Below are 16,658 nucleotides of genomic sequence, written 5' to 3'. Positions count from 1 at the left end.
CTGTTTTTAATGGCCTTAATAGATTCCTTAATAGATTCCTTAATAGATTCCTTAATAGATTTATTGGAGATTAAGTTTAAAATAGTCAAAAGTGGGTTTTCTCTATCCACCACAACAGCTACTTTTAACGGTTGCTTTTGCGGGATTATTTTCAGCGCTATTTTTCGCATTGCCAGCGCTATTATCTAGCTCTGCCATCAATGCCGTTGCAAGCCCTTGATCTACTATGCTACTTTTAGCAAGATCTTCTACCTGGCTATTGGCCGGCGTTAGGGCAAATTTTCGATCTTCTCGCTTACAGTTACAATTTTTACAGGTACAGGTTCCCGGCGGGCAATCACACATCACCTCCTCAACAGCAAAGGCTTTTTTCGCCTCGAGCGCCTTTTCAATCTTGGCAATATCTTCAAAAGAGAGAACTCTATTCTCAATCATCTCGACAATACGGCTTCCAATCTTTCTTGCACAGATATGGCCGGCATTTTCTCCAATATGGCGACTGCGCTCACCTTCGGCAATAGTAGGAAAGTAGACATTGTAGCGACCCCGTTTTCGAATGCCGACAACCCCTTTACTCACTAAGCGAGAGAGCATTACCTGAATCGTATTAGGTTTCCAGTCGGTCGATTTGCTTAAAATGGTGATCATTTCCTGGCTAGTGGCTTGGTTTTGGGACCATAAAACCTGCATAATGCTATATTCAGCTGGTGATATCTTGTTTTTTGTCATTATTATCGCCCTCGATTCGATCTAGAAGTTGATGGGTAAGCTATGAGAGATCAACTCGCCCTTTAATAAAAATTAATAAAAACTTAATAAAACTTTAATAAAACCTCAATGAAACATTGATTCATGAAATATGACTCATGAAATATGATCGATAAGAGATAATCAATCAAGTAAGATTGGGGTAGAGTGGTTAAAATAAAGGAGTTGATCTACTTATCTTTCCATTATAGATCAAAAGTAAGATCAATTTCGGGGAAATAGCATAGTGATCAGGATTTTAAGTTATACTACCCTCTTTTATAATGATCGATCGATGGGAGATTGAATCGAAAATATGCCTATTCATTCATTTCAAGAACTTCAGCACTCACTTGAGCGTGATGATCGCTCGTTACCGCTCTATCAGAAGATTAAAGAGTTTATTCTCGAAAAGATTGCGCTCAGAGAGTGGCGCCCCCATCAGAAGCTCCCCTCTGAAAATGAGATCTCTGCCGCTTTAAATGTTAGCCGCATGACGGTGAATCGTGCCTTTAAGGAGCTGACAGAAGAGGGGTATCTCTTTCGGGAGAAGGGCTCTGGAACTTTTGTCGCAGAGCCATTTCAATTAACCCCCTTTTTTGAGCTCTTCCCGATCTCTCAGGAGATTGCTATTGAAGGGAACCAATATGGCGTTCTTATCTTAGAGCGTAAGCGCCTTGCATTCGATGAGGTCCCTTTTGCGTCCCACTTTCAACTTACCGATGAAGAGGCGGCAGATTTCCCCTTTCTCTATAGTGAGATCCTCTATCTAAGCAATGGCGTTCCGATTCAGTATGAGAAGCGAACGTTACTTGCCGCTTTTGCCCCCCGTTATGAAGAGGAGCATTTTCTTCACCATTGCAGTAGTGCTTATCTGCTCAATTTAGTGCCGGCACTGTCGCAAAAACATCGATTAGAAGCAATCATTCCCTCTTTAGAGTTACAGAAGATCTTAGCGCTTGATGGCGAAGAGGCTTGCTTTAAGGTGATCGAGAAGTTCCAGATTCAAGAGAAACTTCGTTCTTATGCAGAGCAGTTCTATCCTGCATCTCGCTACCAGTTCCATAGCCGTATTTAAAATCAATTATTAAATAAATCATTAGATCATCAAGCCCCTTATCTAAAATTCATTGATAGAGCTTATTTTTATTTTATAGAATGCACTCAAACTCAATGAGGTTAATTATTTTTAATTATTTGATATTGATCATCTATTTCTAAATTAGCGGTGATTTTTAACCTTTTTTCAAAAAGAGTGATCTTTGGGGCTTTATTATTTATTTTTTTACGGCTAGACTATATCCCTATAGTTAACAATCTGTATAGACAACTATACACTATAATCCTGTATATACAACTTATAAATTAGAGCTTGTGAGATATAGCGCAACTCAGAGTGGAGTGCGTAAAGATAGAAAATAGATATAAAAAATAAAGTAGTTACAAAAGTAGTTACAAAAGTAGTTATAAAAATAGTTATAAAAATAGTTATAAAAAACAGCAATAATAAGGGACAAAAATGATTGATATTACGTTGCTCGCAGCGGTATTTTTAGTAGGCCTTAATGGGTCGCTGCATTGTGTAGGGATGTGCGGGCCGATTGTCGGTATTTTAGGGATGAATACAGAGGCGGATACACACCGTAAACGGATAGGGACGGCCATTTTTTATAATTTGGGTCGAATCTCTACTTATGTGATTTTAGGTTTTGTAGCGATGCTTTTGAGTATTGCGATGCAAGATCTCAAACCGTTGCAGATAGTGATTCGCTATTTTTCAGGTGTGATTATGCTCTTTGTAGCACTACAACTGATCGGCTTTCCTCAATATCTTGCTTTTATTGAAAAACCGCTTAACAAGCTCTCGCGCCCAATCTCTCAATTGACGCGCAAATTCTTCCCCATTAAGAGTCTAAAAGGGGCTTATGTTGCCGGGCTTGCATGGGGTCTCCTCCCTTGTGGCATGGTCTATATGGCATTTGCGATGAGCTTAGGGGTCGAAAACGTGCTTGCTGCACCATTAGTAATGCTCTTTTTTGGTTTAGGAACTTTGCCGATGATGTTGACCTTAAGTGTCTCCGGCAACTTCTTTGGAAGCTTCTTTAGCTCTCCAAAAGCACGCAAGATTTCCGGATTATTGGTGTTAGCGATGACCATCTTCTATATGGGATCGATGCTGATGAGCGATCTTGGAATCGGTGGCGGACATGATCATCATGGACATGGAATGATGGATCACTCACAGATGGACCACTCTCAAATGGATCACAGCGGCATGGATCATGCGGGAATGGGGCATGAGATGATCGATCATAGTGCGATGGGGCATAGTGAAATGGATCACAGCACTATGGATCATAAGGCAATGGACCATACGATGGATCACACGATGGAGCATCAGATGCAAAATCACTCCGAGACCAATCATGACTTGATGGATCATAGTCAAATGAATCATTAAGCGTTGAAAGATCGTTGGGGATCAGACCTTTGAAATAAGGCCCTACGATCAGAGCATCCCTATGATGCTACAACGCTATTTCTCCGGCGAAGGAGAATTGAATTCTCAATCGCCCTCTATTAATCATTAACCTCCATCACTCATTGAATGGAGCCACGCTTATTTAGTTGAAGGAACCTCTATGAAACAGAAGAGATTGTGTCTCGCGCTCTTTGCGATTCTTATCCCCCCACTCTTAGCAGATGAAATAACGCATTCTCAAGAGATTGCAGCAGAAGAGCAGTTAGCCGCATTAGATGATATTCAGGTCATAGCGCAGATCTCCGATCAGCCCAATGTGCAATATATCAATCCTAAAGAGGCGATTCAGCCCGCGCCGGCAAAAGATGGTGCAGAGCTATTACGCTTAATCCCCAATATGAGTATCGCTCGTAAAGGGGGCGGTGGAGGTGAGCCAATCTTCCGTGGATTAGGGGGTTCTCGTCTACGAATTTTAAGTAATGATCATCAGATTTTAGGGGGATGTGGTGGCCGAATGGATCCCCCAACCGCTTATATCTACCCTGAATCGTATGATGAAGTGATCTTTATTAAAGGTCCTCAATCGGTGAAATATGGCCCTGGTAATATTGCCGGAGTCGCCCGTTTTATCCGGAATGATCTTCGTTTCGATCAGCCAACAGCGAAATTGAGCGCTTCACTCTTAGGAGGATCATTTGATCGAATTGATTCCTATATCGATGGCATCATTGGTAATGAGTGGGGCTGGATTCATGCAAATGCGACCTATAATCGCTCGCACGATTATAAAGATGGTGCCGGTGATAAGATTCACTCCCAATATAAACGTCAGAGTCAAACCATTGATGCAGGCTTAACACCAACAGAGAATACGCTCATTGAATTAGGCTATGATCGTAGTCGTGGCCACAGTTACTATGCAGATCGGATGATGGATGGTATTAAATTTGACCGCGACAGTTGGCGTCTTAAAGTGAAGCAGGAGAATATTACCGATTGGTTACGCACGCTTCAATTTGAGTATAGCCATAATAAGATTGATCACGTGATGGATAATTATAGCTATCGCGCCACTCCTAGTAAGTATTCGGTAAGTAATCCTGCACGGACAACACAATCGGCAAAGCTTTTTGCAGAGCTCTCTTTAGGGAATCATGAGACAACAGTGGGGATCGATTGGCTTGATGATCGCCATAAGTTGCGAGTGAGCCGTATGAAACCAAATTTAGCAGAGGCAGCCAACTACCATAAGATGCCTTATCAAGCGAATCAGAAATTTAAAAATTGGGGCCTTTTTATTGAAGATGAGTGGTTCCTCAATGATTCTCAGAAGTTGGCAATGGGGTACCGTCATGATCGTTATGATGCAAAATATAATCCCAATTTTGATAAAGGGAAAGATGTTGATCCTCAATTTCATTCAAAACGTTACAATCTCGACTCAGCCTTTATTCGCTATGAGCATCGTTTAGGGGATTGGTTACTCCATGCCGGTTACGGAATGGCACAACGTGCGCCCGATTTCTGGGAGAGAAGTAAAGATAATGGTGAACGTCTTAAGAAAGAGACTAATCATGAGATCGATCTAGGGGTTATCTTCCAAAATGAAACTATCGCTTTCTCAACAACGCTCTTTGCTAGCAAAATGAAAGATTATATTTTAATTCAAGAGAAAGCGGCTCGTAATATTGATGCCGATCGATATGGTATTGAAGCGCAAGTACAATGGAATATGACCCCTAATTGGCGCTTGAGTAGTAGCATCGCTTATACCTATGGAAAGAATAAAACTGATGATCGTCCTTTAGCACAAGTTCCGCCATTAGAGTGGAATAGCTCACTTCAATGGCATAATGAGCAATTTAGTGCCGGTGTTGTATGGCGAGTGGTGAATTCTCAACATCGTTATGCAAAAGGGCAAGGGAATATTTTTGGAGCAGATATTGGTCCTGGCGCAGGTTATGGCACGGTTTCTCTCAATGCATCATGGAAAGTACGTAATGAGATGACAGTGATGGCGGGCGTTGATAATCTCTTTAATAAAAATTATGCCGAGTTTATCAGCCGTAAGACTCATGATATTGCAGGTTATAACATTCAGAATAAAACGCGTATTAATGAGCCGGGGAGAAGCCTTTGGGTACGGATGAATATCGATCTTTAGAGCGATATTCAGAACGATCTTTAGAAATGATTTTCAGAGTATTTTAGTCTGATGTTTAAATTCTCTAATATTGTGATCTTTGCCGGAGTGATTCTCCTCCACTATGGGATTTTGCAACGATTATTGATCGCTCCCCCTGATCAAGTCGTTCGGCAAGATCTTGCTACGGCGGGCACAATATTAGAGATCTCTTTAATTCCCGAGATGCGGATGGAGAGTGCATCAAGCGCTCAATCTGTTAGCAATAGGGAAGAGATCAGCGCGGTAGAAAAGATCAATGTGGAAGAGCTTTCGGAAGCTGCAAAAGAGATCTCTCCACCGGAGGCAATGACCTCACCATTTTTAGAAGAGGGGGCAACTTTCTTAACCACTAAAGCATCAAAAGCATCATATTACCAGGGTGATAAGGTAGAAGTGATTAAAGAGTCGGCTCGAAAATCAGTTGGAAAAACAGTTGAAAAACCAGTTGAAAAAAGAGTTAAAAAAGCGGTTGAAAAGCCAAAAGAGGTTAAGCAAACGCAAGTTAAAACGCAGAAATCGAACATAAAAGAGGAGAGAAAAAAACCACAAAATAGTGGGAAGCGTCAAGCTAATAGGCAAGCCAATAATCGTGGAGATAATCCACAAGAGAGTCGCTCCAATAATCGCCAAGCCGGTGGGAGTGATCTTAGAAATCAAGCCTTTGTGCCGCCATCGCATCAGGGAGCGGCACTAGGCAATCGTAAACCTCGCTATCCAGAGCTCTCTTTACGGCGTCGAGAAGAGGGGCAAGTCACACTACTAGCGACAGTACTCCCTTCAGGACGAGCGAAGAGTGTTAAAGTGCATAAAAGTAGTGGCTACCCACGTCTAGATGAAGCAGCGCTTAAAGCTGCAAAAGAGTATCGCTATCAGCCTGCAAAGCGGGATGGGCAAGCGGTTGAATATGATTATCTCTTCACTGTGACCTTTTCAATCGAAAAGAGATAGCAGAGAGATTAAGAGAATTGATAATCGATAGTCTTATCACTATCGATAGATAACGATCCCCTAGTAATATTGATAGAGAATGCATCCTATCAATTACAAAAGCCGACACGATCATCGCGATCATGCCGGCTTTTTTTTATTAAGACTAATGTTTAAAGAGGGCAAAGTAGAGAACTGCTAACGCAACCGCATCGAGAATAAGGAGCAGTATGAGATAGAGCAATTCATCACGTCTAAAGAGTTTTCCTTTTTCAGATTGAGAATCTCCCGCTTCTATCACTCCATCTGCTGTAGGCGCTGTTCGATGTTCCTTCTTCGCCCAGATATAGAGCGGAACACCTAGCGTTAATAGTAATGGAATGACGGCAACATAGAGACGATTGCTAGCGTAGAGCATAAATGCGCAGAAGAGAAATCCAACTAAGCCACTCATTAATGCCAAGATTCTACGCTTCTTAATCACCTCATTATCCCCTTTGACTGCATATTTAAAGAGGAAGAGGGTAGTGGCAAGATAGGCGGGAATCACCATTACCGAGGTGATATCTACCATTGTATTCCAGGCATCTTTAGAGAAGTAGACCAAGATCATCGCGATCTGCATAATACTACTGCTAATCAGTAGCGAGTATTTTGCAGCGCCACGACTATTTTTGATAGAGAGAAATTTGGGGAAAGTTCCATTTTCTGAAGCCGCCATAGGGATCTCAGCACAGAGCATTGTCCAGGCGAGCCATCCGGTCATCACTGAGATAATGACTCCAACACTCATAATGATTGAACCCGCTTCGCCAATCACTAACTTTAAGACTTCGGCAGTGGAAGGCGTTGCCATCTTCGCTAGCGTATCTTGGCTCGCCACACTATAGGGCAAAATGGAGAGCGCAATATAGATAAAGAGGCTAAGGAAGAAGCCGATTAAGGTTGCTTTTCCAACATCTTTAGGATTTTTAGCATTGCCGGAGAGAACCACAGCCCCTTCAACTCCCACAAAGACCCATAAGGTCACCATTAAGGGATTGGTGATCTGCTCTCGTGGTGAACCTAGCTCACTCATTGTATGGGGATCATTTCCCCAGAAGTTATGCGTTAAATTACTATAATCGAGCATCACTCCCACAACGATAATAAAGATCAAAAGAGGAATTGTCTTGCCGATTGTCCCGATAAAGTTGATAAAGCCGGCCACTTTTACACCACGACTCACAAGGAGGTTATATCCCCAAATAAGAATCGAACCGCAGATAATAGAGTTTAAGTTATTTCCATTGGTAAAAACGCCGGGGAAGAAGGTATTGAGCGCATCCATTAAGATCACGGCAAAGGCGACGTTGCCAAAGATCGTCATAAGCCAGTAACCCCAAGCGACGAGAAAGCCGGCAAAGGGGTTGAAGCCTTCATGGGCGTACATATAGATCCCCGCTTTTAGATCGGGGCGAGCATTGGCTAAGATACTAAAAGAGTTTGCGATAAAGAAGAGACCGATACCGGTAATAATCCATGCGATAATTGCCGGTCCCGGCGCGGAATATTGAGCAATATTTTGGGGAAGACTATAGACACCGCCCCCAATCATGGAGCTCATAACGATTGCAATTAGGGCGATTAAGCCCAATTTACCACCTTTTGATTGACCCATTATTGATGAATCCTTATTTTTTAAAATTTAATAACACTTAATGACATTTAATTACCGTCGCCTGCTGAAGAGAATCAGTCACTGTAAACTGATACCCCAAAGCTGTCAGCGCGCTCTGTAGCGCCGTTAATCGCTCATTGAGTAGGTGGGAAGGATGATCACTATAATCGGAAAAATCATTAATAAAAAGAATATCTCTATTATATTTCATCTTAAACTCCGCATTAGATGGATAAAGGGGTTATCCCAATAAAGTATTGTTAATACCTTATTAACAATATATAACAATTAAGAAAGATATTTTATATAAATAGGCCTCAATTTCCGCTATTTTTAGAGATATTTACACTATTGAAGTAAACAATGATATATGTCAATTTGTGACGATAAATGAAAAAAATTGTCATGATCTTGTTAAGGATATTTGCTACTATCAATAGTTCTGTAGCGTAATCTCACTAGGCCAAACAGCGCGGAATTTTCAGCGTTCTAACTGAGGTTATTTTATAGAGGGGGCTTAAAGTACCCCGTATCCTTTTTGATGAATTCCATCACAATTCATCATACTTATTGAGGATCACTTTCTCCCAAGGTACAAAAATTGTGAAAAATCTGTATCACTACTCATAATCACATATCTTAAAAACAATAAACCTGAAAGGGAGTATCCATTCAATTGCCGGCATAGCGCCGGCTTTTTGTTTTTTGGAGGGGAAACTATATCAAATCTCGCTTATAGTAGATAAAAATGTAATATGGGAATATCCTATATTATTTACTCTAATTTACAGGTGTTATTAAAATGATAATTTATAGCAGTACTAAGTTGGGATTTATGGAAGATATTACTAATGGGGTTTTAGTAGAAAAAATATATAAAAATTTTTTAGAAAAAATAGGTAGAACAGGAAAAAGCGAAATACGATCTTGGGATAACTCTTTATCTAGAATGTATATGGTAATTAATGATAGCGAGATACCTGATGATTTGAATATTGCTATAGAATATCGGATCCCATCAACTTCAAAAAGAGTCGATTTTATTATTGCTGGGAAAAATAAAGATAATAAATCAGCAGTTATTATTGAATTAAAACAATGGGAGAGCGCAGAAAAAGTTATAGAAAAAGATGGAGTAGTCAAAACTTTTTTAGGAGGAGGGGAGCGTGAAACAATTCATCCATCTTATCAAGCTTTATCATATGCAACCTTAATAGAGGATTTTAATGAAGCTGTTTGCCATGAAAATATTAAATTATTCCCTTGCGCTTACTTACATAATTATATTGTACAAAATCCAGATCCTCTATTAGATGAAATTTATTTAGACTATGTTAATCAGGCACCTATATTTGGGAGGACTGATTCTACAAAATTAAGAGACTTTATTAAAAGTAAAATTAAGTCTAGTGACAACAGTACATTAAAATTAATAAATGAAGGGAAATTAAAGCCTTCAAAATCATTGCAAGAGTCTCTTTTAAAGATGATTCAAGGAAATAAAGAATTTGTAATGATAGATGAACAAAAAGTTATTTATGAAGAAATTTTATATTTAGCCAATAAGTCTCAAAAGACAAATAAAAAACAAGTATTAGTTGTTGAGGGAGGACCTGGCACAGGAAAAAGTGTTTTAGCAATTCAAGCCTTAGTAGCATTAATTAATCAAGATAAAATGTGTCATTATGTAACTAAAAACCTTGCTCCAAGGGAGGTCTATGCTTCAAAACTTAAGGGACATATGAAACGTAATAGTATAGATAATCTATTCAAAAGCTCTGGAATATATCATAGTTTAAATGCAAATGAATTAGATGTGGTTCTAGTTGATGAGGCTCATAGATTAAATGAAAAGTCAGGGATTTTCAGTAATCTAGGAGAAAACCAAACCAAAGAATTAATTAATTCAGCGAAATTATCAGTTTTCTTTATAGATGAAAGACAGCGTGTTCATATTAAAGATTCAGGAAGTATTGCAGACATAGAATATTATTCAGATTATTATGATGCGGATTTCAAAAAAATGGAGCTGAAATCACAGTTTCGCTGTAATGGATCAGATGGTTATTTGGCTTTTATTGATGATCTTTTACAAATTAGAGATACAGCTAATTATGATGGTTTTGATATTGATTATGAAATGCTTGTTATAGACAATCCAAATGATTTATACGATATTATTTTAGAAAAAAATATTAATAATAGAGCAAGGATATTAGCAGGATATTGTTGGGATTGGGATAGCTCTAATAGAAATAATCCTGACCACTATGACATAATTATTGAGGAATATGCCTTTAAAAAAAGTTGGAATTTAGGTAATACAAAGACCTATATTCTCGATGAAAAATCAATAGAGCAGATTGGTTGTATTCACACATCTCAAGGACTAGAACTAGATTATGTTGGCGTAATTATAGGTAATGACTTAAGATTTGAGAATGAAAAAGTTATTACAGATCATACAGAAAGAGCAAAAACAGACCAGTCTTTGAGAGGTATTAAAAAGTTAATGAAGGAAGATCCTGAAAGAGCTATAAAACTTGCTGATGAAATTATAAAAAATACTTACAGAGTTTTATTAACTAGGGGTCAAAAAGGATGCTACATATATTGTGAAGATAAGGAATTAGAGGCATATATAAAGCGCAGATTAAATTTAATAAAAAGCTATAAAAGAAATTTTATAAAATAAACTTATTTATATTAAACAAAAAATCCAAAGTCTACTTCAACTTTGGATTTTTTTGGCTTGATAACTTGCAAGCTTATATAACTTAAATCGATTCTAACAATCAGATTGCTCAAAATATTGTTTTTCGACCGTCATTAATATTCCTGCTTTTTCTAAGTACTTTTTAGGTGCTAAAAATGTTGCTGTTACGACGCCAGGATTACGGCCAATTTCAATAGAGCCTGTGATGGTCGCTCTATTCATAATCTCTGTTACAGGGGCATCAAATAATATTGCTGCTCGATTAAGCGCATTATCTGTTGCTTGGTTAAGAGTTGCGCCGGTGCCGATAAATGCTACGGGATAAGATTCTTCTAATGCCGGAATATCCCATTTTTTAGCAAGCGCTTCAGCCGCTGCTTTTTCATGAGTATTAAAGCATTTTGCCGTATAAGGCAGATCATCATGATTGGGTAACAAGATAGGGCCATCAAGAGTTACATTTTTTAAAACATGGACTTGTAGATGGGCTATACCGGCAACATCAGCAGTATGACCTGCGATCTCTCCATCGCCTTGCATCGCGTGCATATCCCCTAGATAGACACCGCCACCTGGAACTTTGACCGGACAGATCAGTGTTGCACCTGCTCGGACTCGACTAATATCGAGATGCCCATCAGTCTTATGCTTATTGAGCTCCTCTTCTGTTAAGCCATACTCGTGACTTGCGCCCACTAATGATGCGCCAAAATCACCGGCATTATGAGAATCGGGCAGGGGAGTTGAAGGTGTTGTTCCTAATTGACCTAAAAAAGGACGCATTCGAGCAACAGTTCCTACAAGATCATGTGGCGCTAAAGTAACGACAGGATTTTGAATAGAAGCTTCAGGTGTTCCCATATAATCACGGGCTTGATGGGCAATCTCTTCAGCTTTCTCTTTCGTGAGAGTAATCCCAATTTTATTTTGCTGATCAAAAACTATTGTGTAACCATTTGTTAAAAGAAAAGGTATCGCATTTGCTCCACAATTATCACAGCGAATCGCTTCTAAACCTATCCCTTCGATTCTAGTAACAGGTCTTAAGGTGTCACAGGAATCGCATTTTGCTGCGACAAAAGGATCATCATTAAATCTCCCCTCTACAGGTTGATCACTGCCGGAAGCGGTTGCGGTTGAGACAACATCAACGTTAAGAATTTTAATGGCAATCGCATCACCCACTTCAGCCCCCTCTACATAGACAGGTTGAGTGACCTCATGACCACCTTTAAGTTCAGGAGTTATCATAGGCCCCCAGCAACCGGGAGTCGTATGAGCAATAATATGACCTCCATCTTTAATAGGTCCAAGCATCGGTTTGTTAGGATCCAAAATACCATCAACAAAACTATTAACTAAAAGAGTATTAACTGCTTTTTTCATCATATCGACCCTTCATATTGAAGTGAAACAGAACGAAACGACCTATTACCAAGATATCATGCTTTTATATAAAAATATTGACCAATGTATTAGATTATTTACATTTTATTTTTAAATTAAACAACCTATTAGAAAGCAGTCAACAGATAGATAAACCCACCAATTGTTAATGGCGATAGAATGGTGCTGAGTAACAGTGCTGATGGCATATTCTTTTCTGCGACCTTATATTCAATTGCAAAAACAACGATGATCGGCATTGCTGGGATTGCCATTGTGATTACCGCTTGAGCTACGGTTTTATGATCAAGCCCTAATGCAGAAGCTGCAAAATAGATAGCCGCTGGCGCTGCGATATTCTTCAATATGACGATAAACCAGGTTAAAAAATCTAATCGGATTTTATAGGCAGCTAACATAATCCCGGAAGCGAAGAGGGCAACGCCAGAGGCGGATGATCCTAATAGATCCAAGGATTTCCCAAAGAGTGAGGAGAGATCAAGCCCTGAGAAGACAATAATAACGGCAAGTATAGGTGCCCATACTAAAGGTTTTTGTACAGTCTCTTTTAAGTGATCAATAAATATTGATCCTGCGTGCTCTTCTATCTCTTTATTATTTTCTGCTCGTTCAGATTTCATTCTTCCGACAGTTAAGAGATAAACAGTGAAGGGGACGATAGTGACATTAATAACGATACTTCCTATTGCCATCGGGACGGCGCCGCTTGTACCGAAGACTCCTTCAAGAATTGCCGGCCCAAAGAAGGGAACTGCCGGCCCGGCAACAGCGACCGCGACCAAGGCACTTGCACTAAGGGATAATCTCAATAAGAGACGTGAAATAAAATAGACAACAATATAGGTAATAACGACGCCGGCAGTAATGGTTGTAAATAATGGGAGGCTTTCAATTAAATACTCACGAGAAGTGGTGATTGTTCCGGCAAAAATCGCCATTGGCACCGCATACGTTAAGACCATTCGGTTTAAAATCGGCGCATCACTACTGGTAAAATCATGATGCCATGCAGCAAAAAAACCGAGTAACAGCGTTACGACGATAGGGAGCGTCGTATCTAATACAGTCATCATCATCTTCATCACCTCGCTTTTATGGTGTAGTTATCGATAAATATATCAAGAATATATCAGCCTATTTATTATATTGACTAGTCTTCAATTAAAATTTAAATAGGTGAGTTTAAATAGGTATCTTAAAAGAGATAATTTTTTAAAAATCAAATCAAATTAAATTAAATCAAAATAATGTGGACCGATTTTTAGTTAAAAAGCTACATTCTATTTGATAACTTTAACACCTTTCGAAGCTCAGTATTTAGAATATTTTTCACTGATTTAGTGAAATGATGACCTCTTTAAATTGAAGATATTTATTGTGAAATAGAGCTGTAAATAATAATAGAGAAGTAAATAGATAAGAAAATAGAAAATAAAATCTATAAAGCTTGTGAACTTGATGATTTATATGGATAAATTTAGCATTGTAATAGACACTATTTGTAATATCGAGTTAAGATAACGACCTTGATCTTCAATAGTAAAGATCAAACGTGAAATTTTAGATACACAAAGAGCGAGCTCTTCTGTAATCGATCCGAACGACTCCTTCAATACCTTAAAAGAGAGGCTTTATGGGCGCTTCCGCTGCTGCTGGTGGTTTTATTATTGTTATCTTTATTGCCATCCTTGGCTTTCTACTCTTTTTAGGTTTGTGGATCTATCGCCGGCGTTATTTACGAGGATCGAGAGAGATCTCTAAGCTCAAACTCTTTGGAATCAATCTATCGATGGTGATTACGGTTTTCCCGGCAGTCATGCTTCTTTGGACCATCTTTGTTACAGAAATCACCGATCTGATCGCTGAAAAGCGAGCTTTAGAAGAGCTTAATAAGCGTTATTTTCAAGTAGAAGAAGATTTAAGTTTTGGCGAGATAGTGATCCCGGCACAATCATGGATTAATCTCGATTCCCCCACAGATTATCCGTTAGAGAGTCTAAAAGATATCCGCCAAGGCATCGATAGTGTCCGTTTTTCAACGCCTCAAGCGATTCATCATCTCCCAACTTCCGCCTTTGAATTCAACTATCAAGGAATCGCCCTTGAACTTGCCGAGGTGTATCAATATGAGAAGGATGGTGAGATTCACCATTGCGATAAAGGATGGGTTGTGATGCTCAACTATCCAGAAGGGATCGATTGGCATACGCGCTATAGAGAAGAGAGTGATCAATGGTTTAATCCTTCAACCTGGAAGATCGATAACTGCTTTGAGATGACAAATGGCGTCGCCGTCTTCGGCGTGGGTGAATATGGGCTCTATTTATTATCGAAGTGATCTTAATATCTTTATAGAGAGGTTATAACTGGTCTTTAAAAATGAAGTACACTATTGAGAGTAGATTTATATTTCTTTGTACTATACCGATAGGACGGGAGAAGAATTTTAATGAGTCGTTATTTAATAACCTTTGATATGGATACCAACTGTTTGGCTGAAAAGTATCATCATAATAATCCAAACAACGCATATGCCGATATTAGACGTGTCTTAGAAAAGCATGGGTTTAAAAATATTCAGGGTAGTGTCTATTTAGGTGATGAAAATATTAGTGAAGCGCATGGAACGATTGCGATCCAGGAAGTAACCTATAAATTTGATTGGTTTAATCCCTGTGTATCTAATATTCGATTTTATCGACTAGAGAGTGATTTAAACGCACAATTTATCTCTGATAGAGTCCATGAAGCAAAACAGGCTAGTCGTGCGAGATTAGAATTATTACGGGAGAGTTTAATTGAAAGCGGATTGAGTGAAGCTCAGATTGAACAGATTCTAGCAAAACAGGAACAACAGAATTTTAATCATATTCTAGATATAGATAACTCTAAAACTTAAAAGTGGTTAGATCAATATTACCAAACATATAATTTTACCGTATTGAAAATGAGTTTAATACCCCTAGTTTATTTCAGATAGCGCTTACAGAGCGATACAAGTAGCTAATACTAGATTTAAATTATTACGTGATAATTTAATTGAGTAAAATGATATCAAATAATTTTTTACGAATATCAATCCCTCGCTAATTTCTTTTTAAATGCCTCGATAATTTAAAAGGCTCTACATAACAGCAGAGCCTTTTGATTCATTTAAAAAAATAGATATGCACAATAGCCCGCAAGTAAAGCCATTCCTAATATTATGACAACAAAAGCTATTAATAATTGAGTTCTAAATATCGATTTTAATAAAATTAACTCTGTAATGCTCGCACCAGCACTACCAATAATTAATGCTAGGACTGTTCCTGTTCCTACTCCTTTAGCTAATAATCCAGATGCTAAAGGAATAACTGTTTCAGCTCTAACATATAGGGGAATACCTATGATAGCAGCTAGAGGTATCGCAAACGGATTATCATCACTGGTATATTTAGCTAGAAATTCTGTTGGAATAAAACCATAAATGAAGCTTCCAATAGCAATCCCTATAAATAAATATAAAGATAATTTTTTGTATTCTAGCCATGCATTAATCCAGATTTTTTTTAAGTTTATCTTCTTCCTAGGGGAAGCCATTTTTTTATCGCATCTCGTATTTACTTCTGCTAATAAACTAGATTCACAGTGGTTATTTTGGCAACTACTATTTTCCTGTACTTTTTCTTCAATAATATAGCGATCAAAGTTTATTTTTTGCAGCATCCAGCCTGAAAATAATGAAACTAAAAGTGCAGAGAAAGCATAAATAGTTGTTATTTTAAAGCCAAAAGTTATTAACAGCAGGCCAACAATAATAGGATTTAGCAATGGCGAAACAAATAGAAAAACCATAGTTGGGCCAAATCCAGCTTTTGCCTTTAACATACCTTTTAACATAGGGATAGTAGAGCAGCTACAAAATGGGGTTATAGCACCAAATCCGGCAGCAATTAAATAGCTACTTTTATTATTTTTTTTAAGAAAAAAGCCATTCTTTAAAGTAGGAAATCTCTCCTGCAAATAGCTAATAATAAAACTTATTCCTATAAATAGAATAGATAATTCGAATGCTAGAAAAATAAACATTTCAATAGCATTCTTTAGTTCTTCAGTCATTGATACCATCCTTTTCATTATTTTATGTTTCTAGAAATATAGAAATATAAGTTATACAACAAAATTTAGGATGTCAACTATAATGGGAAGATCCATATAATGAAATTAAAAAAGGTTATCACCATGCAACAACATGAAAATATTGCTAAATGTTTAGCTGAATTAGGAAATGTCCATCGATTGGCGATTTTTCGTTATTTAGTAAAATCAGGAACCGAAGGTGCTATAGTTGGAGACATACAACAAAAATTAAATATTCCCAATTCGACTCTTTCACATCATCTATCGAGAATGGTTAATGTTGGCCTCATTGATCAGAAAAAGGAAGGGAGAATTGTCAGATGTATTCCTGTTTATACTAAACTTGATGAAATTATTAATTTTTTAAAAGAAGAATGTTGTTTGGGCTATTAGAAAAAATCATATAGATTAT

The 16,658-nt window shown here is 38.2% G+C and carries 14 protein-coding genes; 8 read left to right on the top strand and 6 right to left on the bottom strand.

The window, feature by feature from the left end:
- Positions 1-102: 102 nt before the first annotated feature.
- A complete protein-coding gene (locus DC077_RS02005; RefSeq protein WP_109201085.1) occupies positions 103-729 on the bottom strand; it encodes a CopY/TcrY family copper transport repressor in 627 nt (208 codons plus the stop codon).
- A 334-nt stretch (positions 730-1,063) separates the two neighbouring features.
- On the opposite strand from DC077_RS02005, the gene DC077_RS02000 reads away from it, so the two are divergent.
- The 4 genes from DC077_RS02000 (at position 1,064) to DC077_RS01985 (ending at position 6,362) form a co-directional block, all read left to right on the top strand.
- Positions 1,064-1,825 carry a GntR family transcriptional regulator gene (locus tag DC077_RS02000; protein ID WP_094568016.1) on the top strand — a complete coding sequence of 254 codons (762 nt, stop codon included), beginning with the start codon at positions 1,064-1,066 and terminating at the stop codon, positions 1,823-1,825.
- Between the two features lie 441 nt (positions 1,826-2,266).
- The gene (locus DC077_RS11055; protein ID WP_109201084.1) at positions 2,267-3,208 is read left to right on the top strand and encodes a sulfite exporter TauE/SafE family protein; all 942 of its coding nucleotides are present in this window, start codon (positions 2,267-2,269) and stop codon (positions 3,206-3,208) included.
- Positions 3,209-3,389: 181 nt separating this feature from the next.
- Positions 3,390-5,393: a TonB-dependent copper receptor gene (locus DC077_RS01990; protein ID WP_109201083.1), complete on the top strand. Its 2,004-nt coding sequence runs from the start codon at positions 3,390-3,392 to the stop codon at positions 5,391-5,393.
- A gap of 51 nt (positions 5,394-5,444) precedes the next feature.
- Entirely contained in the window at positions 5,445-6,362 is a 918-nt protein-coding gene (locus DC077_RS01985) for an energy transducer TonB (protein WP_109201082.1), read from the top strand.
- Positions 6,363-6,507: 145 nt separating this feature from the next.
- On the opposite strand, the gene DC077_RS01980 is transcribed toward DC077_RS01985, so the two are convergent.
- Positions 6,508-8,001 (bottom strand): basic amino acid/polyamine antiporter, encoded by a 1,494-nt coding sequence (locus tag DC077_RS01980; RefSeq protein ID WP_109201081.1) that lies wholly within the window; start codon positions 7,999-8,001, stop codon positions 6,508-6,510.
- Between the two features lie 37 nt (positions 8,002-8,038).
- On the bottom strand, positions 8,039-8,212 hold the full coding sequence (locus DC077_RS10820) for a hypothetical protein (protein ID WP_157953469.1): 174 nt from the start codon (positions 8,210-8,212) through the stop codon (positions 8,039-8,041).
- Between the two features lie 624 nt (positions 8,213-8,836).
- Here DC077_RS10820 and DC077_RS01975 point away from each other — a divergent pair.
- The gene (locus DC077_RS01975; RefSeq protein ID WP_239990336.1) at positions 8,837-10,696 is read left to right on the top strand and encodes a DNA/RNA helicase domain-containing protein; all 1,860 of its coding nucleotides are present in this window, start codon (positions 8,837-8,839) and stop codon (positions 10,694-10,696) included.
- Positions 10,697-10,789: 93 nt separating this feature from the next.
- Here the strand turns inward: DC077_RS01975 and DC077_RS01970 are convergent, their stop codons facing one another.
- Together DC077_RS01970 and DC077_RS01965 are read right to left on the bottom strand one after the other, a co-directional pair.
- Positions 10,790-12,106: an acetamidase/formamidase family protein gene (locus DC077_RS01970; protein WP_109201079.1), complete on the bottom strand. Its 1,317-nt coding sequence runs from the start codon at positions 12,104-12,106 to the stop codon at positions 10,790-10,792.
- A 125-nt stretch (positions 12,107-12,231) separates the two neighbouring features.
- Positions 12,232-13,200, bottom strand: coding sequence for an AEC family transporter (locus DC077_RS01965; RefSeq protein WP_157953468.1), 969 nt, complete (start codon positions 13,198-13,200; stop codon positions 12,232-12,234).
- Positions 13,201-13,757: 557 nt separating this feature from the next.
- On the opposite strand from DC077_RS01965, the gene DC077_RS01960 reads away from it, so the two are divergent.
- Positions 13,758-14,462 (top strand): hypothetical protein, encoded by a 705-nt coding sequence (locus DC077_RS01960; protein WP_109201077.1) that lies wholly within the window; start codon positions 13,758-13,760, stop codon positions 14,460-14,462.
- A 111-nt stretch (positions 14,463-14,573) separates the two neighbouring features.
- Positions 14,574-15,023: a VapD gene (locus DC077_RS01955; RefSeq protein ID WP_109201076.1), complete on the top strand. Its 450-nt coding sequence runs from the start codon at positions 14,574-14,576 to the stop codon at positions 15,021-15,023.
- Between the two features lie 254 nt (positions 15,024-15,277).
- On the opposite strand, the gene DC077_RS01950 is transcribed toward DC077_RS01955, so the two are convergent.
- Positions 15,278-16,225 (bottom strand): permease, encoded by a 948-nt coding sequence (locus DC077_RS01950; RefSeq protein WP_192874921.1) that lies wholly within the window; start codon positions 16,223-16,225, stop codon positions 15,278-15,280.
- Between the two features lie 99 nt (positions 16,226-16,324).
- Between DC077_RS01950 and DC077_RS01945 the strand changes: the two genes are divergently transcribed.
- Positions 16,325-16,639, top strand: coding sequence for an ArsR/SmtB family transcription factor (locus DC077_RS01945; protein WP_239990335.1), 315 nt, complete (start codon positions 16,325-16,327; stop codon positions 16,637-16,639).
- The last annotated feature ends 19 nt before the right edge of the window (positions 16,640-16,658 follow it).

The organism is Ignatzschineria cameli, assembly GCF_003121895.1.
In the GTDB taxonomy this organism is placed as follows: domain Bacteria; phylum Pseudomonadota; class Gammaproteobacteria; order Cardiobacteriales; family Wohlfahrtiimonadaceae; genus Ignatzschineria; species Ignatzschineria cameli.
Note: the sequence above shows the minus strand (reverse complement) of the source record. Positions and strands in the feature narration are given on the sequence as shown.